The 26,061-nt window shown below is 39.8% G+C and carries 23 protein-coding genes; 6 read left to right on the forward strand and 17 right to left on the reverse strand.

All coding sequences use genetic code 11. From position 1 onward, the window contains the following. Positions 1–56: 56 nt before the first annotated feature. From BUA02_RS00450 to BUA02_RS00460, 3 genes are read right to left on the reverse strand one after another with little or no spacing between them, the layout of a single operon-like run. Complete coding sequence (locus tag BUA02_RS00450; protein ID WP_072700086.1) at positions 57–2,378, reverse strand: ABC transporter permease; 2,322 nt, start codon at positions 2,376–2,378, stop codon at positions 57–59. Positions 2,379–2,389: 11 nt separating this feature from the next. Next, positions 2,390–3,088: an ABC transporter ATP-binding protein gene (locus tag BUA02_RS00455; protein WP_072700088.1), complete on the reverse strand. Its 699-nt coding sequence runs from the start codon at positions 3,086–3,088 to the stop codon at positions 2,390–2,392. Between the two features lie 31 nt (positions 3,089–3,119). Continuing rightward, entirely contained in the window at positions 3,120–3,671 is a 552-nt protein-coding gene (locus tag BUA02_RS00460; RefSeq protein WP_072700090.1) for a DUF3793 family protein, read from the reverse strand. A 133-nt stretch (positions 3,672–3,804) separates the two neighbouring features. Here BUA02_RS00460 and BUA02_RS00465 point away from each other — a divergent pair, with 133 nt between their 5' ends. Further along, entirely contained in the window at positions 3,805–4,236 is a 432-nt protein-coding gene (locus BUA02_RS00465) for a flavodoxin (RefSeq protein ID WP_072700092.1), read from the forward strand. A 97-nt stretch (positions 4,237–4,333) separates the two neighbouring features. On the opposite strand, the gene BUA02_RS00470 is transcribed toward BUA02_RS00465, so the two are convergent. Beyond that, positions 4,334–4,855 carry a hypothetical protein gene (locus tag BUA02_RS00470; protein WP_072700095.1) on the reverse strand — a complete coding sequence of 174 codons (522 nt, stop codon included), beginning with the start codon at positions 4,853–4,855 and terminating at the stop codon, positions 4,334–4,336. A gap of 196 nt (positions 4,856–5,051) precedes the next feature. On the opposite strand from BUA02_RS00470, the gene BUA02_RS00475 reads away from it, so the two are divergent. Both BUA02_RS00475 and BUA02_RS00480 read left to right on the forward strand, forming a co-directional pair. Beyond that, positions 5,052–5,807, forward strand: a complete 756-nt coding sequence (locus BUA02_RS00475) for a LytR/AlgR family response regulator transcription factor (protein WP_072700097.1) — start codon at positions 5,052–5,054, stop codon at positions 5,805–5,807. Beyond that, positions 5,807–7,135 carry a sensor histidine kinase gene (locus tag BUA02_RS00480; RefSeq protein ID WP_072700098.1) on the forward strand — a complete coding sequence of 443 codons (1,329 nt, stop codon included), beginning with the start codon at positions 5,807–5,809 and terminating at the stop codon, positions 7,133–7,135. Before BUA02_RS00475 ends, BUA02_RS00480 begins: the two co-directional genes overlap by 1 nt. 739 nt (positions 7,136–7,874) lie before the next feature. Here BUA02_RS00480 and BUA02_RS00485 read toward each other — a convergent pair. After that, entirely contained in the window at positions 7,875–8,231 is a 357-nt protein-coding gene (locus tag BUA02_RS00485; RefSeq protein WP_072700100.1) for a hypothetical protein, read from the reverse strand. Positions 8,232–8,487: 256 nt separating this feature from the next. Here BUA02_RS00485 and BUA02_RS00490 point away from each other — a divergent pair, with 256 nt between their 5' ends. Next, a complete protein-coding gene (locus tag BUA02_RS00490; RefSeq protein ID WP_242946450.1) occupies positions 8,488–9,600 on the forward strand; it encodes a hypothetical protein in 1,113 nt (370 codons plus the stop codon). Between the two features lie 471 nt (positions 9,601–10,071). On the opposite strand, the gene BUA02_RS00495 is transcribed toward BUA02_RS00490, so the two are convergent. The 3 genes from BUA02_RS00495 to BUA02_RS00505 form a co-directional block, all read right to left on the reverse strand. Beyond that, entirely contained in the window at positions 10,072–11,073 is a 1,002-nt protein-coding gene (locus tag BUA02_RS00495; RefSeq protein WP_072700102.1) for an asparaginase, read from the reverse strand. Beyond that, positions 11,066–11,422 carry a hypothetical protein gene (locus BUA02_RS00500; protein ID WP_072700104.1) on the reverse strand — a complete coding sequence of 119 codons (357 nt, stop codon included), beginning with the start codon at positions 11,420–11,422 and terminating at the stop codon, positions 11,066–11,068. The genes BUA02_RS00495 and BUA02_RS00500 overlap by 8 nt, the downstream gene beginning before the upstream one ends. Before the next feature lie 129 nt (positions 11,423–11,551). Beyond that, positions 11,552–12,172 (reverse strand): zinc-ribbon domain-containing protein, encoded by a 621-nt coding sequence (locus tag BUA02_RS00505; protein ID WP_072700106.1) that lies wholly within the window; start codon positions 12,170–12,172, stop codon positions 11,552–11,554. Positions 12,173–12,467: 295 nt separating this feature from the next. Here BUA02_RS00505 and BUA02_RS00510 point away from each other — a divergent pair, with 295 nt between their 5' ends. After that, on the forward strand, positions 12,468–14,132 hold the full coding sequence (locus BUA02_RS00510; RefSeq protein ID WP_083572579.1) for a methyl-accepting chemotaxis protein: 1,665 nt from the start codon (positions 12,468–12,470) through the stop codon (positions 14,130–14,132). Positions 14,133–14,239: 107 nt separating this feature from the next. Here the strand turns inward: BUA02_RS00510 and BUA02_RS00515 are convergent, their stop codons facing one another. Further along, the gene (locus tag BUA02_RS00515; protein WP_072700110.1) at positions 14,240–15,391 is read right to left on the reverse strand and encodes a family 8 glycosyl hydrolase; all 1,152 of its coding nucleotides are present in this window, start codon (positions 15,389–15,391) and stop codon (positions 14,240–14,242) included. A gap of 226 nt (positions 15,392–15,617) precedes the next feature. Between BUA02_RS00515 and trxA the strand changes: the two genes are divergently transcribed. After that, positions 15,618–15,935 (forward strand): thioredoxin, encoded by a 318-nt coding sequence (gene trxA / locus BUA02_RS00520; RefSeq protein ID WP_071176452.1) that lies wholly within the window; start codon positions 15,618–15,620, stop codon positions 15,933–15,935. 76 nt (positions 15,936–16,011) lie between these two features. Here the strand turns inward: trxA and BUA02_RS00525 are convergent, their stop codons facing one another. The 8 genes from BUA02_RS00525 to BUA02_RS00565 all read right to left on the reverse strand — a co-directional run bounded on the left by BUA02_RS00525 (position 16,012) and on the right by BUA02_RS00565 (position 25,986). Next, positions 16,012–17,052: a hypothetical protein gene (locus BUA02_RS00525; RefSeq protein WP_072700112.1), complete on the reverse strand. Its 1,041-nt coding sequence runs from the start codon at positions 17,050–17,052 to the stop codon at positions 16,012–16,014. Positions 17,053–17,060: 8 nt separating this feature from the next. Further along, positions 17,061–17,846, reverse strand: coding sequence for an FIST N-terminal domain-containing protein (locus tag BUA02_RS00530; RefSeq protein ID WP_072700115.1), 786 nt, complete (start codon positions 17,844–17,846; stop codon positions 17,061–17,063). A 17-nt stretch (positions 17,847–17,863) separates the two neighbouring features. Next, positions 17,864–19,927 (reverse strand): oxidoreductase, encoded by a 2,064-nt coding sequence (locus tag BUA02_RS00535; RefSeq protein ID WP_072700117.1) that lies wholly within the window; start codon positions 19,925–19,927, stop codon positions 17,864–17,866. Beyond that, positions 19,927–20,763, reverse strand: a complete 837-nt coding sequence (locus tag BUA02_RS00540; protein WP_072700119.1) for a patatin-like phospholipase family protein — start codon at positions 20,761–20,763, stop codon at positions 19,927–19,929. The genes BUA02_RS00535 and BUA02_RS00540 overlap by 1 nt, the downstream gene beginning before the upstream one ends. A gap of 91 nt (positions 20,764–20,854) precedes the next feature. Next, a complete protein-coding gene (locus BUA02_RS00545) occupies positions 20,855–22,741 on the reverse strand; it encodes an EAL domain-containing protein (RefSeq protein WP_083572580.1) in 1,887 nt (628 codons plus the stop codon). Between the two features lie 375 nt (positions 22,742–23,116). Continuing rightward, positions 23,117–23,845 carry a glycoside hydrolase family 25 protein gene (locus tag BUA02_RS00555; protein ID WP_072700125.1) on the reverse strand — a complete coding sequence of 243 codons (729 nt, stop codon included), beginning with the start codon at positions 23,843–23,845 and terminating at the stop codon, positions 23,117–23,119. Positions 23,846–23,908: 63 nt separating this feature from the next. Then, on the reverse strand, positions 23,909–24,466 hold the full coding sequence (locus BUA02_RS00560; protein ID WP_072700127.1) for a GNAT family N-acetyltransferase: 558 nt from the start codon (positions 24,464–24,466) through the stop codon (positions 23,909–23,911). A 323-nt stretch (positions 24,467–24,789) separates the two neighbouring features. Beyond that, positions 24,790–25,986 carry an ATP-binding protein gene (locus tag BUA02_RS00565; protein ID WP_072700129.1) on the reverse strand — a complete coding sequence of 399 codons (1,197 nt, stop codon included), beginning with the start codon at positions 25,984–25,986 and terminating at the stop codon, positions 24,790–24,792. Positions 25,987–26,061: the final 75 nt, after the last annotated feature.

Genomic DNA, 26,061 nt, shown 5'->3' on the forward strand with positions numbered 1-26,061 from the left:
ACCAGAGCTTTCCCGAAAAATGAGCTCCAACCTCCGTCCCTAGGGCTCACTTTCCGTCACTCCACATTCTTCAATGCTTCATTCATCGGAATCTTACCGATCTTGCGGTACTCAATGATGGCAACGACTGCGTAAGTGATGATTCCCATCAGGAACATCTTTACATAAGCTGAAGGGTCAAGCCAGATCACCATCCAGCCGCTCATCATCTTTTTGAGCATCACTCTGAATATGCCAACCATCACGTAAGATAGTATTGGATATGAAATAAGGAGCGAAGCTACAACAACTAATGCTGTTGGGATTATGTAAAGAGTTGCGATCTCTTTTTTGGAATAACCCAGGATCTTGGCCATTGAAATGGACTGCACGTTTCTCTCTATAATGAGCTTGGATAATATGTAAATAAGTACAATGAACATGATGACTGAGAAACCATCCACCATGTACATGAGATTACCCATAGATATCATGAGCTGCCTGGACACTCTTGTAAGAGATTCCTCATCAACCGTCGTTCCTATGTATTTCCCCTCTATATCAGTGATCTCGCTATCTGAGAAGTATCCTGAAAAGAACTCTTCGTCATAGCCCAAAACATCATTTAGATGCTTCTTACTCATAAATACTGTGATTCCGCCGTCGTAATCATAGATTCCCGAAACCTTAAAGCCATAATATCTGTCTTCGTATGGCTCTTTTAAGGTAATGACATCACCCTTTCCAAGGCCGTATTTATCCGCATAGGCCGAGGATATAAGGACCATCTTCTCATCGAATTTGGCATCTATATATCTGCTGTCTTCCTGAATACCATAAAGAGTAACTTCCTCAACTCTTGTTCCACCTTCTCCTGTAGTTTTCAGACTGTAGGCCGAGAACTTTTCTGCATCAGGATTATTGGTTGTGATCTTACTTTGTAAAAAAGTATATGAAAAAGCTGCTGAAAGCTCATCATTTGAATCTATGGCTCCTGCAGGCATCTGCAAAAGATATATATGCTTAGCCAGCATGGACTCTGTCACTATTCCCTGATAGTGAACTAGAAGTGGTGGCAGCATCATACCAAAGAAAAGAAGCATGTTTGCAAATAAAAGACCTGTAAAAAGGATAATGTAGCTACTCTTATTTTGTATAAGAATACGAATGCGGAACCTATCAAAAAATCTGATCTTCTTATTTAGCCTAACCGCTGTCTTTTGCTTCTTACCTGAAAGGTCACGTTTTATGAGCTTTAATGGGCTAAGCGCAAGTTTTTTCCTAAGGATAAAATATGTGATCACCAGCATTATGACCATTGGGATTATTGTGGTCCTGATAAAAGCCTCAGCATTCCACAATGTCACATAAGTTGGAAGTGAGTAGCTTCCGTAGTACATTGCAGCGCAAACGTCCTTAAAAAACGTATATCCAAGGATATTACCTATAATGGATGCGATTATAGTAACAACTAGTGGCATTGCCATATAGTGCCTTATGAGCTCATTTATGGTATATCCTGAAGCTCGTAGAGTTCCAATTACAGTAGCTTCTTTGTGAATCGTATTATTTATTGTGATACCAAATACGAAAGCTACAATGATAATAATGATGTACAAAAGAACTTCCATCATGGCCTTATCACTTCCAAGGTCCTCACCAGTAAAGGTGATAGCCTGATCAAGATATCTTGGAATGAAATTCTCCAAAGTAACTTTCTTGGCCATGTGCTCCATGAGATCATCGGATGCTTCTTTTTCCTTTTCTTCTGTAGTAGGTCTAACGTCATAGATCCAACCGTAATTGTACTCAACATCATCTTCGTTATAAGTATTAAACTGATCCTTAGAGACTATTGCTACTCCAAAGGCTGATGAATCAAACATCATATCGTTGTTACTATAAAAAAGTGCACTGTAGTCAGATAATGCCACAAGTCCTACGATGCTATAGTTCTTGCCCTCAGATACAAGACTGTCTCCAACCTTTAAGTCATTGTTATCAGCATACATTCTGTCTATTGCTATTTCCTGCGGTTTCTTAGGAAGACGTCCCTCCATAACACAGACCTTATCTATTTCTTCTCTATTTGCAAAGATCCTAAGCTTTGTCTCATTATCAAAGTTCTTTTCCACATAGAAATTCTCATAAACAGTAACGTTTTCTTTTTCTATCCAGTCTTTTTCAGTATCTGTAAGTTTATCTTCTGTCCTAAAATTACCATTCTCTACGTTGTACTTATCAAAGCTTTCGTTATATGCAGTTATCATACTGTCACCTGCAACCAAGAAGCCTGATACAAAACCGATTGAAAGTACCAGCAATATGAAGATGACTATGTATTTTCCGACATCGCTTCTAAGCTCTCTAAGGAGCCTTTTATTTAATGGATTCTTCATAAAATGCTCCTTTACCAGTCGAGTTCTTCAGCTGTCATCTTATTTTCATTTCTGTAGCTCTTTCTAATGACGCCGTCTCTTAGCTTCACCACAAAGTCAGCCATATTCTTGATGGCATCGTTGTGAGTAACCATGATGACTGTATTTCCATACTTTTGATTGACCTGTTCGATAAGGGTCAGGATCTCTTTTGACGTATTGTAATCAAGGGCTCCTGTTGGTTCGTCGCATAAGAGGATATCAGGATTTTTTACTATAGCTCTTCCTATGGCGCATCTTTGCTGCTGTCCGCCAGATAACTGGCTAGGAAGCTTATTCTGGTGCTCTTTGAGTCCCAGAATTTCTATGATCTCATCGATATTAAGTGGATTGTGGGAAAGATATGCTCCCACCTCGATATTTTCTCTGACAGTAAGATTTGGGATCAGATTGTACATCTGAAAGATGTATCCTAGGTGTTCTCTTCTGTAGGACGTAAGAGCCTTTTCATCCATATCCGCCATGCTCTTACCTCGTATTACTATCTTGCCGGAATCTGCGTTATCGATTCCTCCAATGATATTAAGGAGTGTGGATTTACCAGAACCAGACGGTCCAAGAAGTACTACAAATTCCCCCTGCTCGATTCCAAGGCTTATATCCTTTAGTACTTCTATTCGGCTTCCACCTTCTCCATATGATTTTTTGATGTTTTGAAGTTCAAGTTGCATAGATTTTTTCTCCTCCTATCTGCTCATAAGATCAGCACACAACAGCAAGCTCTTCCAAAGTAGCCCCCTTTCTATGAGCATCGCTGTATATCTCCGTGCACTTTTTGTATCTGTCAAAGGTCTTAAGAGCTGACTCTTTATCACCATAAACTTTCCAGAAGCCTGTATACATGACGCCTTCTGCGGAACTTTTCATGAATCCCTTTACGTCTTTTACCGGATACCCCAGGAAAAGACCTATCTCATGAGGAAAATCCTGGTCCTCATTTAGGTGTCTTGCAAGCTCTGCAACGCAAAGGTCAGCGTTGGTACAAGAATAACCTTTCTCCTTAAGGATCTGGCAAACCTCTTCATTGGCAAAATCCCTTTTTAGAAATGATGGCCTGTAGAGATAAATAAGAGCATGGTCCTTGGTATACTTTACCGGAATCATTCTAAGACCTTTTTTGCATAGTCTTTGATTAAATTCCCTTACCTCCTGGATGAACTTTTGTCTGTCATCCATATCCACGTTGAATAGATTTCCTGTCTTGAGCCCTGCCAGGGTTGGTGAGCATAGGCTAACAACTAGTTGGTCCCCCATTGCTGTCCTCCGGTGTTTTAGTTTTTTGTGATAATTATTGTCATTTAAATTCCTTGATTTGAATGTTAGCATATGCTAACTTCTTTTTCAAGAGCACTACTATTTATTTGTTGCTCAGAAAGGATGAAACAGTATGAATAAAGTTAAAGTTGTTTTTTGGAGTGGAAGTGGAAATACACAGGCAATGGCTGATGCCGTTGCAAACGGGATCACTAGCGCTGGTGGTGAAGCTGAAGTAACTACCTTTGATGCACTTAGCCCATCTGAGGCTTCTAAAGATTCTGTAATTGCTTTTGGATGCCCAGCTATGGGCGCAGAAGTTCTTGAAGAAGGAACTGTAGAGCCATTCATGGAGCAGTATGAGAATATCTGCAATGGCAAGAAGATTGCCCTCTTTGGTTCTTATGGCTGGGGCGATGGCCAGTGGATGCGTGACTGGGTAGATCGCCTCAAATCAGCTGGCGCTACTATCATCGGTGGCAAAGGCGTCATTGCCAACAACGCCCCAGATGATGCTGCAATCTCTGAGTGCGAAGATCTCGGCAGAATGCTTGCCCAGGCTTAAGTCGACCTAGACAGGAAAGTGAGCCCCAGGGACGGAGGTTAGGGCTCATTTTTACAAAAGTGAGCCCTAACCTCCGTCCCTGGGGCTCACTTTTTTGTTACTTCATGTAACGTCTTCTACAAACAGCAAGTCCCAAAATTCCCAAGACTATGAATATTCTTGAAATATTAGCTATCCATGCGGTATCGACATAATACCCTGGTTCAACCTGTTTTTTATCTGAAAGTTTTAGATTAACTGTAATGGGAATATCCGTGTAATTATCTGTCATTGCTGTAACAGTTATTGTTCCAGTCATGTCTTTTGGCCCAGCATCTACTGTATATAAGAGTTTGTCATCTATGACAGTGGGTGCTGAATGGAATGTCACATCTCCTACATAGCTAAGAGCATAGCTTGTAAGCTTGCAATCTTCTGGTAAAAGTGCCACAAGATTTATGGTATCTGCTCCCCCTGTTGCGTAAAAGTAAGTCTGTGTAACTGATGGATATTTATCCAAAGTCTTTTTTCCATCTGAAGTTGCGTAAGTTAAAAAGCTTGTGTCCTTAAGTAAAAAAGCTATAACTCCAGCTAGTAACACAAATCTGCATAACATTTCCCAATTCTTTTTCATACTCATAAAGTATCTCCCTATACTTTTTTCTAATCTCTTTTCGCCTCGATTCATTTTATTGCACTAAATTGTTTTTTCAATGAATTTGGGATGAATGTCTAAAATTATGGGATGAATGATATCATTATTTCTTGAATATCGTTTGCAAGATGATATTATTAAAAAAGCTGTACGAAAAGACATTAAAAAAGGGAATTAACGTATGAATATTGCTATTGTTGATGATATTTCTTTGGAAATAGATCGTTTGACCACAATGATTGAAAAATACATGGAAGAAAACCACCATTCTGTTAAAATCAGCTCTTTTAACAGTGCTGAAGAGTTCCTTGCTGACTACAGACCTCTTAAATACACACTGATCTTCATGGATATCTACATGGATCAGATGTCTGGTATTGAAGCTTCTAAACAGATAAGAGAAATGGATAGCGATACTCTCATCGTTTTCCTTACTACAAGCCTTGATCATACCTTTGATGCCTTTGGTGTACACGCTTTTCAGTATCTCATCAAATCGCCTGATGATGAGACTTTAAGGATTTCTGTCTGCAAGGTCCTTGATGAAGTCATTTTTCTTCGCTCAGCAGAGGGTAAAAAGATTTCTATCGTAGTAGATGGCGAAAATATAGATATTGCTTTTTCTGATATTGTCTATGCTCAGAGTCAAAAGAACTATATTCAGCTGATAGACAGAATGCAAAACAGCTATCGTACACGAATGACCTTTTCTGATATCTGCGAACTTCTAAAGTCCGACAATAGATTTTTGCGGATAAACCGCGGTATCATGATCAACATGGACCATATCACAAATTGGGGCAAAGAAACCTGTGAGCTAGCAGGCGGACACATGCTTCCTATAAATGTAAGGGAACAAAAGACCTTGAATGAGATCAGACAGAATTATGTGTTTGCTAAACTGCATAGTAAAAGACCTTCAGGAGGCGCAAAGTAATGGAACTTAAAAACTTTCTTTTACCTTTCATGAACTTCATGCTCCTTTTTCCAACAACTATTTTGTGCCTTGCGCCAGCTCACGATCATCTTAGGGAGAAGTGGTCTTTCGCTGTGATAAGGCTTTCTGTGCTGATCATATGCACTGCTGTAGTTCTTTCATTCTTTGCAATGTACCTTTCATATTATTGGAACATTTTATATGTACCAGCCTTTGCAGTAGTCTTTTGTGGCTACCACTTTGCAACAAAGCTACACATATCACAGTCTTTTTCAATTTACCTTTTGGTGTGTGCACTTACCACTTTTATAAGTAATTTCTCCATTGTTTTTGATGCTTTCCTTCATCCCGACGGAAACCTCTCTGATTTCAGCTTCACAGCCAGTATAGTTGAGCTTACGTTTGTACTTCTATTCTGCTGTTTATCCGCGTATCCTGCTGCCAAATACGGCGGATATCTGATAAGTCACCTTCAGCAACCTGATGTATGGTGGACTGCTGGCATAGTATCTTCTTTATTTTTCATCTTCAATCAGATCATGGTAGTCCGTAAGTACTCTACTCTTCATACCAACATGGTAGGAGCTGCTTATATTGCAGTTATGCCGATCATGTTTATCATGCTTATATTCCTTTGCATTATTTTTTACTTCATGGTAAGTGCCATCATCAAAAAGGCTGAGCTTGATGATAGAAACCACATCTTGGAGATGCAGGAAAAACAGTATGAGTCGCTTCAGCAGTACTTAAATGAAGATGCCAAGGTTCGTCATGACTTTAGGCAGACTATATATACGTTAAAAGAGCTCTCTTCTGCCAAAGACTATGATACTTTAGATGATTACTTAAGCCGCTATATCGACATTGTTCCTCAAAAGAACACTCAATCCTTCTGCCAGGATAATGCACTTAACGCCCTTTTAAATCACTACTATCAAAGAGCCTTAAAAGACAATATAAAAACTGATATTGAGGTATCACTTCCAGGTAAGCTACATATGGACAGCATTTCACTTTGCTCCATAGTTGGAAACATTTTAGAAAACGCCATTATTGCCTGCTCAGAGATACCAGAAGAAAAGCGTTTTATCCACCTTGTAATCTCTAAAGAGCAGGGACAAGAAATCTACATCGCTGTCTCAAACTCTTTTAACGGAAAAACAAGACAAAAAAATGGCCGCTACCTCTCCACCCACAAGGGAGGAAACGGCATCGGCCTTATCTCCGTTACAGCCACCTCAGAACAGCACGGCGGCTCAGCATCATTCACTCATGACGACAAAGTCTTCTATTCAAATATCATGCTTGTAGACAAAAATGAGCCCTAGGGACGGAGGTTGGGGCTCATTTTACTGTGATAGGGAGCATGCTATGGGGTGCCCGACCGCAGACCCACAGGCAGCTATCCTACAGTATATTATTTTCGAATCTCTGAGAATTTTGCTTAGTTCATGAGCTTTTATTTTTCTTTTGAAATTCTGTTTTTGAAACACTGTCTGAGTCTTTGATGCCATTTTTGCTGTAAAGTTTTGTTTTGCCCTCATCAAGAAAACGATACTTTTCTATATGCTCATGCAGTTTTTGTTTAATACGCATGCTCTTGCTACAGACTTGCAGGGCGGAATTTATAATAAGTGGTCATAGGAGCTACGCTCCCATAACAGAAAAAGAGACGACTCTCCAAGCTAGCATGAGAGATCGTCTCTTTATTCTGTTAACAAAGCCCGCCAAAAGCGGGCGTGACCACTTATTATAAATTATTACCGCCCTGCTTCAAACAACGCAAACCGCATGCGTGTCAAAAACTGCTTATGAGCATAAGAAAATGGCGTTTTCTTGACAATCGTTCAAACCCAAAACTTTACAGACAAAAATGTGCTTCAAAGACGAGTTTGTTTCATAGAATTTCAAAAGAAAAATAAATGCCATGAACTGCAAAATCCGAAGGATGAGAAAAAATATACTGTAGGGTAGCTGCCTGTGGGTCTGCGGTCGGGCACCCCATAGCATGTTCCCTACCACTAAAAAAAGTGAGCCCCAACCAACCTAGGGCTCACTTTTTCTCACTCAGTCTTTTTTGTGTCCTACTTTTTCAAGTGCACATTTGATGATGAGTCCTGCTCCAAGAACGATTGGAACAAATACTAAAAGTACATCGATGAGTGAAACATAACTAAAGTAAATTTCGGTGCCAAGCATTAGTGCAAGAACAAAAACAACTAATGATGCGATAAGGCATCCGATCGTGAATTTATTTTTCTTTACTACTACTGCAATGGCAGAAAGAATAAGAAGCACCAGAACTATAGCTGATGTATTAACTCTGCCTATGCTGTAGAATCCAAATGATGTTATTCTCATCATCTTGAAAAGCATAAATAAACCAATACATACAAGTGCCCAACCAATATTTCTTTTTGTCATCTCACAGTACCTCCATATCTGTAAATATAAGTTTTCCCCTCAATAAAAAGTATAGATGAGAAACAACTATAACATAATACCTAACCATGCAAATTAAAGTCAATATATACCGTTTAGTGCGCAAAATATAAGCGATAAAACGCAAAACTATACCAAAAAGCTGTTTATATACATTTTATTATACTTTTAAGTTGAATTTAGGTTGGCCATTCATAATGCACTCATAGCAAACAATTCATTTTTAAGGAGAAACACTATGAAAAAATTAGAAGTAAAAAAACTTATCCCATATGTAGGACTTATGGTTATGTGTGCAACTGTTACAGGCTGTGTTCAACAGGCTGCTACGCAGTCAACAACAGATACTACTATTTCTACAGAAGATATAAGTAGCAAGGAAATAAATGAGATGCCTGAAGGCAAAGCTCCTGAGGATGCTCCTGAAAAGCCTGACGGAGAAGCTCCAAATGGAGAAAGGCCTGATGGTGCCCCAGAAAAGCCTGACGGAGAAGCCCCAGACGGTGCTCCAGGCGGCGGTTTTGGTGGAGGCGGAATGAGTAGTGCTGATATAGATTACTCAGGTGCTGTAGAGATTACAAGCAGCGACTCTCAGAAAGGAAAAACTTATTCAAGCACCACAGCTGACGAATCAGCTCTTTTAATAGAAACTTCTGAAGACGTTACTATCACAGATGCTACTGTTACTAAGACTGGCGACTCAGACGGCGGTGATAACTGCAACTTCTATGGTCTTAATGCAGCTGTTCTGGTAAAAGATGGCTCAACAACCACTATCACAGGTGGCACTATCACATCTGACGCTGACGGAGCAAACGGTGTCTTTTCCTATGGTGGTAACGGTGGTCAAAACGGGTCTACCGGTGATGGAACAACAGTTAACATATCTGATACAGCGATCACCACAACTGGTGATGGTTCAGGCGGAATCATGACAACAGGCGGCGGTGTTACAAATGCCAAAAATCTTACAGTTACTACAAGCGGTCAGTCATCTGCTGCCATTAGAACTGACAGAGGAGGCGGAACAGTCACTGTAGATGGAGGAACCTATACCACTAACGGTCTTGGCTCTCCTTCTATCTATTCAACTGCAGACATTACTGTTTCAAATGCAACACTAGTTTCAAACCTTTCAGAAGCAGTTTGTATTGAAGGTATGAACTCTATCACACTCACAGACTGCGACATGACTGCAAACAATACTCAGATGAACGGAAATGCTACTTTCCTTGACTCTATCATGATCTACCAGTCAATGTCAGGTGACGCCGACAGCGGTACATCAACCTTTGATATGACAGGCGGGCTCACTTACAAGCAAAAATGGTCATGTATTCCATGTAACTAACACTAATGCTGTTATCAACCTTGAAAACGTAAAGATCACAAATAAAGACTCTGACAATATTCTTCTTTCAGTATGTGACGATGGTTGGAGTGGTGCTGATAACATCGCAACACTAAATGCAGTAGATCAGACACTTGAAGGAACAATTCTTGTAGGCGATAATTCTACTCTTACACTTAATCTCACTAAGGGATCAAGCTTTACAGGAACAATAAGTGGAAAAATCACTAATGCCAAAGGTGACACTGTTTCAACTGAGATTGGAGAAGTCAACGTAACTCTTGATAGCACAAGCACATGGACACTTACAGCTGATACATACATCACATCATTTGATGGAAATATCTCAAATGTTGTATCTAACGGATATACTCTCTACGTAAACGGCGTAGCAATGAACTAAAATATATAACACAAATGGGACGGTTTAAGCCGTCCCATTTTTTGAGCCCTAACCTCCGTCCCTAGGGCTCATTTTCTGACAGTCATTTCGCCTGCCATATTTATTGAATAATAATCTTTAATCTCTGAGCTGTTATCTGTCATGCCAAGGATCCACATGAGTTTGGTAAGAGCTGCTTCACTTGTCATATCGTGAGCTTCTAATGCTCCGATCTCGAGAGTTCTTTTACCAGTTTCATAGACGTCCATCTTGGAGCCTTCGTATCTGCACTGGGTTCCCACAACTACTGTCATTCCGCCCTTAATGAGCTTATCAAGGGTTCCGATGAAGTCGTGCTTAACAAATGGCATACCGCCAATTCCATAGGCCTCAATATAAAGACCTTTGTAGCCCTGATCAGCAATACTTTCAAGGAAGCTCCTGTGAATACCTGGGAACATCTTGATCATGCAGACTTTATCAGAAAAAGTATTGGAAAGCTTGAAGATTCCGCTTCTTTCTGGAACTGCTTTCTCATCTATTGTCATACCAAGGGAACTGATAGTAGCAATGTTTGGATAATTGATACTTTCAAAGGCATCAAAGCTAAGGGATCTTACTTTTGAAGCTCTGCAGCCCAGCATAACTTTACGATTAAATGCCACAAATACGCCTGGAATCTGACTTGCTGCCATATGGATCGCACATCTGCAGTTCTCCATAGCATCCGCTATAGGATTGGTGATAGATAGCTGAGAGCCAGTGATCACAACTGGTATACCAATGTTTCTAAGCATAAATGATAGCATTGATGAAGTATATGCAAGTGTATCTGTTCCATGGATCACAACTATTCCGTCGTAATCATTTCTGCATTCGCTGATACGCTCTGCAAGTTTGCACCAGTCCTCAGGAAAAATATTGGCACTATCAAGGCTACAGAAATCCTCTATCTCGATGTCAGTATCACCTGATACCATCTGTAGTTCTTTTTGCATGTCATATATAGATAACCCCGGGATCAGACCATTACTCTTCATGACTGCTGACAATGTGCCGCCTGTATTTATTATCAAGATCTTTTTACTCACGTTTATATCCCCTTAAAAGTTCCATCGCTTTTTTATAAGATGCCGCCATATCTGACGGTCTCTGCACTTTATATCCTGAAATATTACTATCTGGTGAATAATCGCCAATGACTAATGCTTCATTTACTGAAACCTTAAAGTCTTCGCAATACTTCTGTATTGTAGTAAAAGATGCTCCCTCATTGCAAGTCAAAAACTCATCAAAGATATTTCCTAAAGAAGATGCCACCGCTTCTACGCTACTTACCCCGATAACCCTAGCTTTATTTCTCTCTTTTAACATTCCAAGCTGCATCATCAAAATATCGTCTGGAGCCTTATCTACATCAACAAATATAAGTTTATACATCCGGTAATTACCTCTTTGACTGTATTCGATCGGCCATGTCAGCTTTGCTGCTAACACAGATTCCCTATTGGATAAAAAAAGAATGCCACAAAGGGCATCCTTTTTCAAATCTTATCTAATGATCAGAACTTAGTTTACAAATACATTTGCACGGTTATTGAAGTAATAACGGTTTACAAAGAACATAACAACTGAAACGATAAGCTGAAGGATCGTACTTGATGTAAATCCTGGAATTGATGTCATTACAGTAACAAGTAATGCATAGATAAGTGATAAAGCAAAGTTCAAAGCATAAAGTGCACAAACAAGCTTACCTGCATTAGCCTTACGCTTGATGATAGATATAGCAGCCATTACACCAACAACTGCAGTACCAAGTGTAAGAACACCTGCGATGGTATCAATTGGCTTAAGCGCGCTGAAGTATGAATATACATCCTCTGCTGAAACCCCTACAGTGTTATAAACTGAACCTGTTAAAAATGCTATACCAGAAACAAGATTTATAAGTGCTCCAACCCAAAGAACGAAGTATCCGAGGAAGTTAGCCCACTTCATTCCAAGTGGCTCCTGCTGAGGAACGTAGTTAAATGCTGAACCATCAACTGGTGCTCCCATAGGCTGACCGTTGTTTACAGGTGTCTGCTGAACTGGTGTTGCATTAACTACTGGTGTTACTGGATTACCGCAGTTTGGGCAAACCTGTGATCCTTCTGGAATCTGTGCTCCACATGTGTTACAATTCATAATTTTTCTCTCTTTCCTATTTATAAGTTTCCTTTTGTTACGCTAACCGCAACATGTTTATCATAACGGAAATAAAATATTTTTTCAAGCAAAAACACAGTATCTGCATGCGATTGAACGCAACAATACCATATATTGAAACATTATTTTATATTCACTCTTTATTTATACAATTTTAATTTCAGGCTATTTTGTCGGTATGTTAGTATATTTATTGAGGTTTTTCCGTTTTATTTTGCATAATTTTTCATTACACAAGTCGCACTTATCAACCCATTTTTCATGGAGGTAACATATGGAGGAAAAAAGTAAAATAACCTCGTTGCGTGTAATAATGAGCGGACTTGTAATGCTGGCTCTTATTCTTGTAGGTTCTATTGCTACTCTTATTGGCGTCATCAATCTTCGCCGTGGCATGGAAACCGAGGTCGAAACAGGTGTTAAGGCTGCATGCCAATCTTATGCCATGGTACTTCAATATTCCACAGAAAACTTAGATAATCTTGAAAAGAACTTGAGTGATCAGACAGGTTATGACTATACCTTCTTTAAGGGTGATACCAGAGAAAGATCAAGTATCTCAGGCGTAGTAGGTACTAAGGCAGGAGATGCTGTAATTGCTTCTGTTCTTAAAGGAAAGCAGTCCTATCAAGCTCAAAACGTTGTGATCAATGGTGATAAATACTATGTAGCTTATGAGCCACTGATCGACAATGAAACTGGTGACGTTTATGGTATGGCTTTTGTAGGACTTAAGAAGATCAACATTTCAACTTACATTAATGACAGGATAAAGACCATGATCACTGTTGCTGGTCTCATTATCATTGCCTTTACTATCGCTACAGTATTCTACGTACTTCAGATCATCAAGGCTATTGATGAAAATGTACAGGCTGTACGCCAGATGTCTACAGGTAATCTTGAAATTCACTTAAGCGATAAGGTTAAGAATAGAAAAGATGAACTTGGTGAAATGTCCAGCGCTCTCTTTGATATGGCCGAAAAGATCAGGAGCGTTATCGGAAATGCCAGAAACTCTTCTGATGAAGTTGATGATTCTGCTGGATATCTTAGCGATACCGTTAATACAATATCTGAAACTGCAGAGCATGTAACTGTTGCTGTAGCTCAGGTTGCTACAGGAGCTTCTAGCCAGGCTGAATCCTTACAGGATGCTGTAGGTAGCGTAAGCGACATCAATGAAGCAATCGAGCTTATCACAGCTAATACAAAGGAAATGCAGGGACTTGCTGATTCAATGCAGCAGAATTCTGTAGCCAGTCAGGAAAAGCTGGGTGAACTTAGAAAATCCACAAGAGAAAGCATTGAAGCCATCGATGGAATCGTTGAACTTATTGGTAATACCAATACTGCTGTAACAACCATTTCTGAAGCTGTTACTATCATCGATGCTATCGCTGCTCAGACCAATCTTCTTTCTCTCAATGCTAGTATCGAAGCTGCAAGAGCTGGTGAAGCAGGAAAAGGCTTTGCAGTAGTTGCTGAAGAGATCCGTCAGCTGGCAGATCAGTCTGCAGAAGCTGCTAGAAATATTCAGGAATCTATGAAGGGACTTGCTGCTGATTCTAATAAGACCATGGAAGAAGCTGGAAGTGTTCAGGAGATCATCAGTAATCAGCGCAGTACTATCCACAGAACAATTGAGCAGGTTGATGCACTTATCGAAGACATCAACAGATCTATTGCTCTTACAGGTGAGATTGTTGCTAACGTTGATAAATCTGATCAGGCCAGCAAGGTTATCAGCGATGTTATCACTAACCTTTCATCTATCTCTCAGGAAAATGCGGCAAGCTCCGAGGAAACAAGGGCTTCAATGCAGGAACTTTCAGAGACAATGGAATCTGTATCACAGAAAGCAAACAACCTGAACAAGATAGCAAAGATCCTGGACGAAGAAATGGCGTTCTTCCAGATTGGAGCTACAACAGCTTAACGGCTGTTGTAGGCGGAAGTGGACCTGTGGGGACGGGGTTAGTAGGCCATTTTTTCTTCGAAAAATGGCCCACTAACCCCGTCCCACAGGTCCACTTTCGCTTTTTCTTACCACACCCTATAGTTTCCAGAAAGTGCCAGCAGCGCAAACATATAGAGGCAGTTGTCATAATATCTGCGTACACCTTTTCTAAGCGGCTGGTTCCAGAACCAGTTTACCCATCTTCTGGCTATTTCATAGTCGCTATCCTTTTCATCGCTATAAGGAACAGTAAGTGCGCTCTGAGCAATAGTAGCTACAAGTCCCACAGGATGAAGAACCGGCCTGTCTACAGGCGTTCCATCAACTTTGTAGGTGCATCTTACAGCTTCAAGATCTGTTCCAAAGAATTTCATCATCTTAAGAGGAATAGCCAAAAGCTCTTTATCCTCTCCAAACCACACTGCTTCAAGCCCAATATTTGCAGCTGTTCTGTAGGCATCGCTAAAGAAATCCCCATAATATCCCCAAGGCAGCTCTTTATCCATAGGCGAACCATCAAAATTACCATATTCAGGGCTAAGTCCTGTTTCCTTGTGACAGGCTGTCTTCAAGTACTCTCTGCTGGCTTTTGCTGCTTCCTTAAAGAATTCTCTGTCCTCTTCATAAGCCCAAAGAGCAAATAATTCATAAAAATGTGGCAGATGATACGATGGATCCGTAAATGGACTTCCCGGCACAAATAAAATCTGCTTATTTTCATGATTCCACATTGGACAGCCTTCTCTTTTATCTTCACCCTTGTGGATGCAAGCCTTAAGTATCTCTTTGGCTTCTTTAGAATAGTTCATGATGCCTTCGCCATCTCCCCATCTGTGGGAAGCAAAGAAAAGAGCCATTGCAAAAAACTCTTCTCCATCAGGAGCTGGTCCATATGCATTCTTGGTGCCATCAAGCTGACATGACCATGCAAAATAGCCTTCATTCTCGCCTTCTTCCATATACATGTACTTCTTGGCCCATTTCCAGATGCGGTCAAATTCCTCTTTCATATCAAGCTGAACACACATCATCATGCCATAGGACATTCCCTCTGTTCTGGCGTCATTATTACCGGTATCAACAAGATAACCCATATCCTTGTCTTCATGGTATATTCTCTCATTTTCATCATAAAAAAAGGTATTAACTGCCTCTTTTATCCTGGCAGCTATCTCTTCATCTGTCTTTCCTATCTCTTTAAAGAAATTTCTATAATTCTTACTTTCAAATGCCCCCATATTCTTTTCCCTTCTTATATATCATTTTGATTATCTTCGCATTTTACCCAAAAATAATCTTCCCTTTATTTGCCATATTCTAGCCACTTTTTGCGTTTTCAGATCACTATTTTAAAAATAATAAAATTTAATTGTTGACAATTCAATTATATTGTGTAAAATATAATTGTAATCAAAATTCAAACCACTACATATCATAATTAAGTAGACAAAGGAGATTATCGCTATGGAATATAAATTTACAGAAGCTAATTTCAATGAAGAAGTACTCGGCAGTGACATTCCAGTTTTAGTTGATTTCTACGCAGACTGGTGCGGACCATGTAAGATGATGATGCCTGTAGTTGAGAAGATGGCAGAAGTTTACGACGGCAAGATCAAAGTCGGAAAGATAAACTCTGATGAAGAAAATGCTCTTGCCGCAAAATACGGCATCATGTCAATTCCAAGCTTCCTTATCTTTAAAAATGGCGAAGTTGTAGACAGTGCAACTGGTGCAATGCCTGCAGACGCTCTTGCCAAGAAGCTTGACGCAGTTTTATAATTTGCCTTTTCCTATCTCCCCTTTATAAACATATAAAAAGAGCTGGCGCGCATTTTATGCACGTCAGCTCTTTGCTTTAGTCTTCCTGAACAATAGGTCTTATCTGCTCTAACAGATCTCCTATCTTTTCATAGATACTCTCATCAGTACTTACGTTACTGATTGCAGTCTTCATCTTATCCTGCAGTTCCTGAAAATCTTCATCTGCTTTTTCCATATTTACAAAGACTTCGCCTAAGCCCTTTAGCTTGGCATCTACGTTTTCACTGTTTTTCCTTGCTTTATCCCTGATACTCTGGGACACATCATCAAGAACAGTTCCTGCTCCAGCTAAGCTATCAACCTTATCCCTGCTTGTTTTTACCGCTGCATCTATCTCTCCAAGCTTTGCCTCGACCTCTTTTGAGAAGTTTTGAGCTTTATCATTTATTTCTACAGCTTTGTCATCGATCAGCTTATCAATCCTCTCGTCAATGGCTTTTGTCCCCTCAGACAGCTCACAGACCTTGTCATATACTGCTCTTATATCTGATACGATGCCTCTAAGGTCTCCTGCCACATAGGCAATTGGAATAGCTGCGTCTCCTATCTTGGAGGATTCAATGGTAGCTGTAAGTGCCAGCACATCTCCTCTTGATGCTATGTTCTTTAGTGAAAGAACTTCCTCCATTATGCTATTCTGGGTTTTTCTGATATTTTCAAGCTCTGCCTTGATATCTGAAAGTGATGACTTTTCAGGTGCCGCTGGAATCGATGTATCAACAGTTTCAAGGCTTTCAGCTGCCTTTTTCACCCCTTCAGTAAGCTCTTCTTTTACTTTAGAGAGCTTAAAAGGTTCCACATCGAACTTTTCCAAAAGGCTCTCTGCATCACCTACATCAACACTTTCCGCTATCTTTTCCTTGGCAGGTCCAGCCAAAAGAGCTCCTTCAAGATTCTTTAGAGCCTCATTAACGCTTTTTTGCTGTCCCTTAAGGTCATCTGTATATTTTTTTAAGGAATCAGAAATGTAGATGATGGCTTCGTCTTTTTCTGCCCTTGCTCTTCTCTCGTTTATAGCTGCTTCATCAAAATCTTCCTGATCGCTTAACTTTTTTTTGCCAAACACATCAAACATATCCCACCTCACTCAAAAACAATGCATGACATAGCGCCCTTTAAATACTTGTCCTTAAAATGTACTCCGTAGCCAACAATGCCACACAAGTCCCCGAGCATTTCAAGTTTTTTAAGATATGAGTCCAGCTCTCCATTTTCTTTAAAGGTCTGATACCTTGAGAAGTTGTTAATGGCAAGAACCGAAGGAAAAGAAGGAAATTCGAGATGTATCTTTTCCATTATCTGTGAAACCTGCTCTGTTTCAGCCACGTCACTGCTCTCGCTGTAGGACTTTATCTTGCCTGAAAGGTTCTTGATAACAGCATAAACTGTTGCCTGTTCATAGATAATTCCATTAGCTGAGACCATGGCGCCGTTTGTTCCTGCGCCTATTGAATGAATACCCTTACTTTCTACCTCATAGGAGATAGTGTTTAGCATCTTTTTATCTCCACCGGTACAGAAGTTAACAAGAGCAGTGTCATCATTACCAGGAGATAGAGCTTCCACATCATCTATAAGTCTTTTTATGAATCTTGCAGGAGCTGTCTTCGTCTTTTCCAAAACGCCTGTAGCTATGGAAACACCGCCTGTAAAAGCAATTACAGACGCGCCATTTTCCACGATCTCAGATCCGTAGGACATCAAAGTACATCCTATACTGGGTATTCCAGGATAGAGTTTTTCTAATGTCTCAACATTTACTTCAAATTTCTCCTCACAGCTAAGAAGGATAATAAGCTTTGGTGCTGTAAGGCCATTTAAAGCCTCAGCCAGACTACCTGTTGAACTTTTCCCGTAAAAGATATTCATAAAGCACTCTCCATCTGTCAGATTCTCATGGCAACTTCATATGCTCTCCAAATAACTGTCCTTAAGTTTCCAACGCTTCTGCAGTCGCCTACAAGGTCGATATTACTTGTTCTCTCGCTATCTTTGATAATAGGATTTGAAATATAACCAGCAGAACTGATAACTGAATCGCAGCTTATCTCTATTTCTTTGCCATCCTTGGTAGTGCAAAGGATGCCGTCTATCCTTACTTCCTTAAGGCTTGTCTCAAGGTAGACCGGTACCTTATGAAGCTCAAACCACTCTCTAAGGTATGAGCTGTTTGCAAGGCAAACGCCAGGCTGGGATACAAGGTCATCCTTCATCTCTACGATGATCGGCTTCTTGCCCTGAAGTGCCAACTCATAAGCTATTTCGCAGCCTGTCAGGCCTCCGCCTATTACAGCTACTGTTTCGCCGACTTCCTTACCTCTAAGGAAATCGCAGGCTTCTATCATGTGCTCATAGCCTGGAATGCTTCTAAGGATCCTTGCTTTGGCTCCTGTAGCCATGATTATGTCGCTCTTACCAAAAGACCTAACGTCTGTGATCTCAGTATTATAGTGGATCTCAACACCAAGCTCATCCATCTTTTTCTTATACCAGGAAAGAAGATCTCTGAGCTTACCTTTATAAGACTCAGCTGAAGCAGCTATAAATGCTCCGCCAAGTTCAGAACTCTTTTCATAGATAACTGGCTCATGTCCTCGTAATTTAAGGACTCTTGCAGCCTCCATTCCGCCTATACCACCACCAATGATGATGACTTTCTTAGGGTGCCTAGTCTTTTTGATGAAGTGCTTGTCTTTCTGCATTGTTTCTGCATTGACAGCACATCTGGCAAGGTGAAGACTATCACTAAGCTTCTGATCATTTGGAACACCTTTATAATGGCACATGTTAAAACATCCGTTGTGACATAGGATACAAGGTCTGATGTCATCTTCTCTATCTTCCATGAGCTTAGTGATCCACTCTGGATCTGCAAGGAACTGTCTGGCAAATCCGGCACCGTCAAGCTTGCCCTTTGCTATCTCATCTGCTGCCACTCTTGGATCAAGTCTACCTGCGCAAACCACTGGAATATCCACGAAGTTCTTAAGGTTCTCAACATCCTCAAGGTTACAGTTTTCTGGCATGTAGATTGGAGGATGTGCCCAGTACCAGGCATCATAAGTACCATTATCGCAGTTGAGCATGTCATAGCCTGCATCCTGAAGGTACTTAGCTGCCTTCTTGGACTCTTCAAAGTCTCTTCCAGCCTCTACATAGTCTTCTCCTGGAAGTGCGCCCTGCCTAAATCCCTTAGTCTTAGAGATCACACTGTATCGTAGTGATACCGGGAAGTCTTTTCCACAGGTTTTCTTTATCTCTTTTACGATATCCACAGCAAATCTGTACTTATTCTCAAAGCTTCCGCCGTATTCATCAGTTCTTTTATTAACATAATCAAGTGTAAACTGGTCAAGAAGATATCCTTCATGAACCGCATGAACTTCAACGCCGTCAACTCCTGCATCTTTAAGGAGCTTGGCTGTCTTGCCAAAGGCAACCACGTACTCTTTTATCTCTTCTACTGTGAGAGCCCTTGAAGGTAGCTTGTCTGACCATCTGTTAGGTGATGGGCTTGCAGTAGCTGTGATCTTGTCAAGGTCCATAAATGGCTTGGACAATACTCTAAGAGCCTTGTTATTGTATAATGTCTCCATCATTGAGCTTACGGTAAAAGACCTGCCAAAGCCGGCTGTAAGCTGAACAAAGAGCTTAGCTCCTGTCTTGTGGAACTCAGGCATCCACTTTGCAAGGTCCTGATACATCTTCTGATTCTTGTAAAGCCACTGACCAAACATTGGATTGTAAACCGGCTGGCATCCTGGAAGTACAAGCCCTGCGTTATTCTTTGCAACCTCCAGAATGAAATCTGCTCCAGCCTTGTCAAAATGATTCTTTTCCATCCATCCAAAAAGATCTGTTCCTCCCATGGATGTCATGACAAAGCGGTTCTTGATCTCAACATTTCCAATATTCCATTTAGTAAATAATGGATCTAATCTCTTTTCCATTATGCATTTCTCCTACCAATATATTTTTTACCCTCAGCTCTGCCCAGCTGATAAACTCTTTCCAGTTCCTTTGGGTCCTTTTCTATTGCACTGATATTAAGAGGCTCTAAAGGTCTTATTACCTCTATCTCGCCTTTTTCTTCCTTTTCTCTTATGTATCTCTTTTCCTCATTGTACATAAGATACCTGTCTTCCATAGCCTTGATCATACCTGGATATTTTCTGAGCATGAGCCTTACAAGTGGCATGTATTTTTGCTTGCCCTTCACGTAGTCCCTGGGCTGAGTCTCGATAACCAGAATCTTGTCATAGCCTTTTTCCTCCATGAATTTAAGAGGAATTGAATCTGAAATGCCACCATCAAGATACACGCCGCCGTCTATCTCTACAGGTCTTGAAACAAGTGGCATAGAGGCTGATGCCTGAATCCACTTGATGTCCTTTCTATCGCCATTTTCACATTTGTAATAAACAGGTTTGCCTGTCACTGCATCAGTAGCAACGCAGTAAAACTCCATTGGATTTTTCTGGAAGGCCTCCAGATCCCACTTATCCAGCTCATAAGGAAGCTTCTCGTAGCAAAAATCTACGTTATATATGTCTCCTGTTGCTATAAGTGAGGAAATGCTGTGATATCTCTTGTCAGTACAGTACTTCTTGTTATATCTAAGTGCCCTGCCTATCTGACCGGATTTAAGATTGCAACCAAAGGTTGCTCCTGCTGATACCCCAACTGCTCCGTCAAAGGTTATCCCCTCTTCCATGAGCACATCCAGAACGCCGCAAGTGAACATTCCCCTCATTGCACCGCCTTCCATTACAATACCCGTTTTCATAATATCTCCTAATGCCTTGATTCTTACGTAAAAATAGGAGCAGTCCCTAAGAGACTGCTCCTTAATAGACTACTTATATTATACTACTAATTTAGGAATATTTAGCCACAAATTCGTCCATTGTGATAGGTTTGCAAAAATAGAACCCCTGAAGATAATCGCATCCAATCTTGCTCATCGCGTCATCCATCTTTTCATCTTCTATTCCTTCTGCCGTTATGCTAAATCCCATGCTTTTGAATGTATTGACCACATTAGGAAGCATAACATCAGGCTCTCTCATATATTCCCACACAAGGCTCATATCAAGCTTAATATTGATAAACGGGCACTTCTTTACGCGTGACAGATTAGAATAGCCCTTTCCATAGTCATCAAGTACAAAGTAAAGTCCACTATTTTGTAAAAGTTCTATCTGCTTTGTGAGCAGTGACTCCTCAACCATGATGTCTTCAGTGATCTCAAAATGGATCTTTTCAGGGTTAACGTTATATTTTTTCATAATGGCTAAGAGCTTATCACCGATATCAGGTCTCATAAACTGGATAGGTGACAGATTAACGTTGATCCATCTAAGTCCCATCTTCTTTATGTCATTTTCATTTATAAACTTACATACTTTTTCAAAGACCTGTTCTCCAAGTTCAATGACTTGTCCGCTTTTCTCAGCAAGTGGAATGAAGATTGTAGGAGAAATGATCTTTCCTGAAGGATCTTTTATCCTTGCAAGGGCTTCTGCACCAATGATCTTCTTTGTCAGGCTATCGATGATAGGCTGCAGGTAAACTTCAACAAGATTGTGATCAATGGCGTATTCAAGCGATCTCTTTGCCTCAGTCTCTTTTGCATTATCTCTAAACTCCTGCTCACCAAGGATTATAAGATCATCAACTGTGCTCTCAGCCTTACCAAGAGCATTAGTAAGCATGTTCATTACTACATCCGCAGATCTGGAGCTTTCCTTTGGGTCCATATAGATATAGCCTGCATCAAGATAGAGCTCTGCCCCATTGTTCTTCCAAGGTTTTTCGAACCTTTCAGATATTTCCCTTCTCATTCGATCATGATTGAATTTATCATGTCCAAGTACTATGAATCTTCCACTTCTGTAGTAAAAGACCAGTGAATTAGAATATTTTTTTTGAAGGAAATTGCCTATCATCTGGATTCCCAAAGCCATCTGCTGGGCGCCATAGATCTCGCGAACATCTTTGTAGTTTTTTATAACAACTGCAAACATGTTATATTCCTTGTATTCACTTATTTCTACCAAATATTCCTTAAGTGCTTTGCTGTTAAAGAAAGATGTCCGGCCTTCCAGGTAAAAGTCTGGATTTTCAAAGGACAGATAGATTATGACTATAGCTATGAGGCAGAACGTATCTTCAAGTAAAAGAGTCGGGAATATATATCGTAAGATAAATCCTATCATCAATATAGTGTTATACCAGAAGATCCCTGCTGCTTCCCTTCTTCTGACAAGTCTGTTCTTGCAAATAAAGAATATTGCATAAGTTCCAATAAGATAGATAGCCGTAGCCACATAAATATAGTTATACCATGGTCCACTATGATATCCGTTCTCATCCATGTAATAGATTTTTTGGATCCACGGACTAAGCATAGTCACAAATATTCCAAAAACAGCGGGGATTCTTACAAGCAAATGCATGATCAGCTTCCTGCTACTATCAGTTCTAAGTACGTTTGCCGTAAAGCTATAGAATGCGTAAGTTCGCAAAAAGAACAGTATAAAATAAAGGCTATTGGTAAAATACTCAATAACCAGAGGGTAAACCTCATGATTCATGTCTACCCAACTGGATACTATGTCCATGATAACGCTACCACACTCGATAACCAAGAGAGATACGAAGGTCAGGTTCCTCTTAGTTGGGATATGTGGCAGGACATAGTAATACCCAAGATAAATTAAAAGCAATAATAAACTTGGCAAGGCATAACTTAAATCCCACATATATATGCTCTCCCGGAAAGCAGTTACGCTTATGAGCAGCTGTGATACCAATTACGTTATTTAGTACAGCTTTTCTTTAAATTTTATAATTCAATATTACTATATTTAAAGATACTAAAGTATAAATAAACTATTAAAGTATTATATATACATGAGTTTATGAAGTTTATAATCACCTAAAAATCCATATTTTAAGCTTGAACAAGCTTATTCATATCGCCGTGTGCCGTGTTACTGCGCTATTTTTTGGTTTTTACGCTTGCTATTTCTGATGGGCGCTGGTTTGTTTTGGGCGAGCTTTCATCTGCATATTTATACAATTTTCCTGGATTATTTCTATTTTTATGCTTATTAAGCTTCAACAACTAGCATAATTCAATTGTAGGCTGAAAATGTCTCTTCATCCCCATAAAAGACATTCATATCAATGTATCTTTCAGTTCCGGAGTAGCCTGATAACACATGCCTGTTGGAATACTGCCAAAAAGTCCAGTTAATTGATGGATCTGGCTTGCCGTAAACATTTCTGATCCAGACATCATAGTCTGCAAGCCTTTCCTGGATCACAGGAAGCCACTCCTGTGTAGTATAGATAACAGGCTTCATAGAATAACAAGTTTCTACTTCATCCAGGAAAACTCCAAGTTCCGTCAGCATCTTGTCCTTATCAAGCATATCTGGCTCTCTGTAGCCACCATAAGGCTCCACATCTACTACTGGTGGAAGCATACCTGGAACAGGTGTCACTGTTTTACAGAAATTCTCAGCTTGAGTCACACCAGATGAATCAAGGCTAAAAAAATGATAAGCTCCAATCCTAAGATTTGTATTTTGCGCTTCGTTCCAGTTCTTTTCAAACTGCTCATCTACGGAACTAGAGCCTTCTGTTGCCTTTATATATGCAAAAGAAATATCCTCTTTTGACAATACTTCCCAGTCAACCACTCCCTGATAATGAGCAACATCAACGCCTCTGATAGGGTACTTTCTCTTGGAAGGATTATTTATGTGAAGCACTCCAAAATAAAATAAACCAGCTGTTAAGCCCATCAGCGCTACAATTATTACAAGCGCCGCAGCTGAAATCAGTAATTTCTTTTTCATGACATCCTCTCATCTTATCTAGCACATTTTAGGATGCGACATATCTCCTAAAAAGAACTTTCATCATTTGTTCTCCAGCTTTTTCATCATCCAGTATGCATCACGGTATGTTCCGTCCGCATATTTCATGTTGTCAGGGAAAGTACCGTATTTCTTGAAGCCAAGCTTCTCATAAAGAGAAATTGCGCCTTCATTTCCAGCCACTACTTCCAATTCAGCCTGCTCATATCCAAGCTTAGTTGCTACATCAAGTACTGTTTCCAGCATAGCCTTACCAATTCCGCAGCCGCAATAATCCTGATACAGTGCAATAGCAACGTCGCATCTATGCTGATATCTTCTGTATGAAGCAATGCTCATAAGTGAGCAATTGCCCACATGTTTGCCATCGACAAATGCAAGTAGCATAAGTTCACGGTCAGATTCAATCTTACTCTTAAGAAAGTTCCTTTCATCTTCCAAAGTAATAGTAACTTCATCAGGTTCCCTTATAAGATATGGAGTTTCACCACAAGTAACCTTAAGATACTGAATCAAGTCTTCTGCATCTTCAAGCCTTGCTGACCTTAATTCAACAGTTCTTCCAAGCTTATCAGTTATAGTAATTGGTTCTAATGTCATAGCCTTCTCCTCCAAGCTTTATTTAACTTCTTTTTACCGTCTGTATGTCACTCCAAACATGAACTTCCACATATCGTTCTGGTCCATATTTTCCATCCGGGTTCCAGTCCTGAGGTAGTCCGTATTTATCAATGATTTTCAGTATTTCCTCATTTGGTTTGCTTCCTCTTCGCTGAGGTCCGAAAGATTCCTAAACGGCCCGATCTTTTTATCAAAATAATGATATAAAACCATAATTCCCCAACAAATTTGAATTTGCGCGATTAACTTCAAATATAAATGACGAAGAGCATTTTTGTTTATTTCGCAAATTTGAACTTTTATTATTTTTGCGAATCAGAAAGCCATCTGGCAATATCGATAATCCTTATTCCTTCATGCTGGCTTTCATCATGTTTTGTTCTGGCTATCAGCAACTTTGGATAAGCATCCTTAATACTTAAAAGCGATGAAACCTCTCGTTTAAAAGTATCCTCTCTGGATATATCATCAGATACCTGAATGTAGACCTTTTCGCCTTCTTTGATTGCGACAAAATCCACTTCTTTTTCATATAATTTTCCCACGTATACTTCGTATCCGCGTCTGAGAAGTTCTATTGCCACTAAATTTTCATAGAGATGTCCATAATCAGCATTTTTTGTTCCTATCTCAGAAAAGCGGAAAGCCAAATCGGACAGGTAGTACTTCTTATCTGATTCTAAATATCTTTTCCCCTTTATGTCATAACGCTGGATTGGATAAAAAAGGAATGATCGGCAAAAGTAATTTATATATGCCCCTACTGTCTTATCATTAGTTCTGTAGGTGCCAGATGTTAGTTTGGATGCCACATTTCTTATCGAAGTCTGGTTACCAACGTTATCCATAAGGTAGTTCCCAATCATTATCAAAAGATCTTCGTTTTCTATCTTGAATTTTCTAACGATATCCTTTGTAATAGTAGTCCTATAGATACCATTAACATATTGTCTGGCATCTTCCTCCGTTTTATAAAGATATGAACCAGCCATTCCACCTTTCTTTACATAAGAATCAAAGGCTTCATCTATATCATTTGATGGATAATACATAAGATACTCTTTAAATGAAAATGGATATAAGCTTATCTCATAAACTCTTCCACCAAACAACGTAGCCAAATCACTTGATAAAAGAAATGCATTTGACCCGGTAAGGTAAATATCATAGATTTCTTCTTCGTAAATACTATTGATCACACGTTCAAAACCTTCACATAGCTGTATTTCATCAATGAAAAGATAATTCGTTTTGTCGTTTGCATACTGTTGCTCTATGTAGTCATAAAGCTTGTCCGCATCCAACAATTTCTCGAACTTCTTTAAGTTCAGCTTGATCCGGACGATATTAGCCTTATCATCAGCAGATATCAAATCTATGAAAGCATCCATCAATTTAGATTTACCGCTTCTTCTTACCCCGGTTATTACTTTTATGTCCGGAACATCCTTTACCGATAAAAGTTTATTTAGATAATAATCTCTTTTTATAAGTTTCATCGTAATTTCACCGCCTTTATTTAATTGTATTTCATTTCGCAATTATAATCAATTTTAAAATTTGCGAAATAAAAA

Origin of the sequence: Butyrivibrio hungatei DSM 14810 (assembly GCF_900143205.1) — a bacterium.
GTDB lineage: Bacteria > Bacillota > Clostridia > Lachnospirales > Lachnospiraceae > Butyrivibrio > Butyrivibrio hungatei.

Excerpts from the sequence above, each read along its gene's own strand:
- BUA02_RS00450 (WP_072700086.1), bottom strand. The coding sequence starts at position 2,378 with ATGAAGAATCCATTAAATAAAAGGCTCCTTAGAGAGCTTAGAAGCGAT.
- BUA02_RS00455 (WP_072700088.1), bottom strand. The coding sequence starts at position 3,088 with ATGCAACTTGAACTTCAAAACATCAAAAAATCATATGGAGAAGGTGGA.
- BUA02_RS00460 (WP_072700090.1), bottom strand. The coding sequence starts at position 3,671 with ATGGGGGACCAACTAGTTGTTAGCCTATGCTCACCAACCCTGGCAGGG.
- BUA02_RS00465 (WP_072700092.1), top strand. The coding sequence starts at position 3,805 with ATGAATAAAGTTAAAGTTGTTTTTTGGAGTGGAAGTGGAAATACACAG.
- BUA02_RS00470 (WP_072700095.1), bottom strand. The coding sequence starts at position 4,855 with ATGAGTATGAAAAAGAATTGGGAAATGTTATGCAGATTTGTGTTACTA.
- BUA02_RS00475 (WP_072700097.1), top strand. The coding sequence starts at position 5,052 with ATGAATATTGCTATTGTTGATGATATTTCTTTGGAAATAGATCGTTTG.
- BUA02_RS00480 (WP_072700098.1), top strand. The coding sequence starts at position 5,807 with ATGGAACTTAAAAACTTTCTTTTACCTTTCATGAACTTCATGCTCCTT.
- BUA02_RS00485 (WP_072700100.1), bottom strand. The coding sequence starts at position 8,231 with ATGACAAAAAGAAATATTGGTTGGGCACTTGTATGTATTGGTTTATTT.
- BUA02_RS00490 (WP_242946450.1), top strand. The coding sequence starts at position 8,488 with ATGAAAAAATTAGAAGTAAAAAAACTTATCCCATATGTAGGACTTATG.
- BUA02_RS00500 (WP_072700104.1), bottom strand. The coding sequence starts at position 11,422 with ATGTATAAACTTATATTTGTTGATGTAGATAAGGCTCCAGACGATATT.
- BUA02_RS00505 (WP_072700106.1), bottom strand. The coding sequence starts at position 12,172 with ATGAATTGTAACACATGTGGAGCACAGATTCCAGAAGGATCACAGGTT.
- BUA02_RS00510 (WP_083572579.1), top strand. The coding sequence starts at position 12,468 with ATGGAGGAAAAAAGTAAAATAACCTCGTTGCGTGTAATAATGAGCGGA.
- BUA02_RS00515 (WP_072700110.1), bottom strand. The coding sequence starts at position 15,391 with ATGGGGGCATTTGAAAGTAAGAATTATAGAAATTTCTTTAAAGAGATA.
- trxA (WP_071176452.1), top strand. The coding sequence starts at position 15,618 with ATGGAATATAAATTTACAGAAGCTAATTTCAATGAAGAAGTACTCGGC.
- BUA02_RS00525 (WP_072700112.1), bottom strand. The coding sequence starts at position 17,052 with ATGTTTGATGTGTTTGGCAAAAAAAAGTTAAGCGATCAGGAAGATTTT.
- BUA02_RS00530 (WP_072700115.1), bottom strand. The coding sequence starts at position 17,846 with ATGAATATCTTTTACGGGAAAAGTTCAACAGGTAGTCTGGCTGAGGCT.
- BUA02_RS00535 (WP_072700117.1), bottom strand. The coding sequence starts at position 19,927 with ATGGAAAAGAGATTAGATCCATTATTTACTAAATGGAATATTGGAAAT.
- BUA02_RS00540 (WP_072700119.1), bottom strand. The coding sequence starts at position 20,763 with ATGAAAACGGGTATTGTAATGGAAGGCGGTGCAATGAGGGGAATGTTC.
- BUA02_RS00545 (WP_083572580.1), bottom strand. The coding sequence starts at position 22,741 with ATGTGGGATTTAAGTTATGCCTTGCCAAGTTTATTATTGCTTTTAATT.
- BUA02_RS00555 (WP_072700125.1), bottom strand. The coding sequence starts at position 23,845 with ATGAAAAAGAAATTACTGATTTCAGCTGCGGCGCTTGTAATAATTGTA.
- BUA02_RS00560 (WP_072700127.1), bottom strand. The coding sequence starts at position 24,466 with ATGACATTAGAACCAATTACTATAACTGATAAGCTTGGAAGAACTGTT.
- BUA02_RS00565 (WP_072700129.1), bottom strand. The coding sequence starts at position 25,986 with ATGAAACTTATAAAAAGAGATTATTATCTAAATAAACTTTTATCGGTA.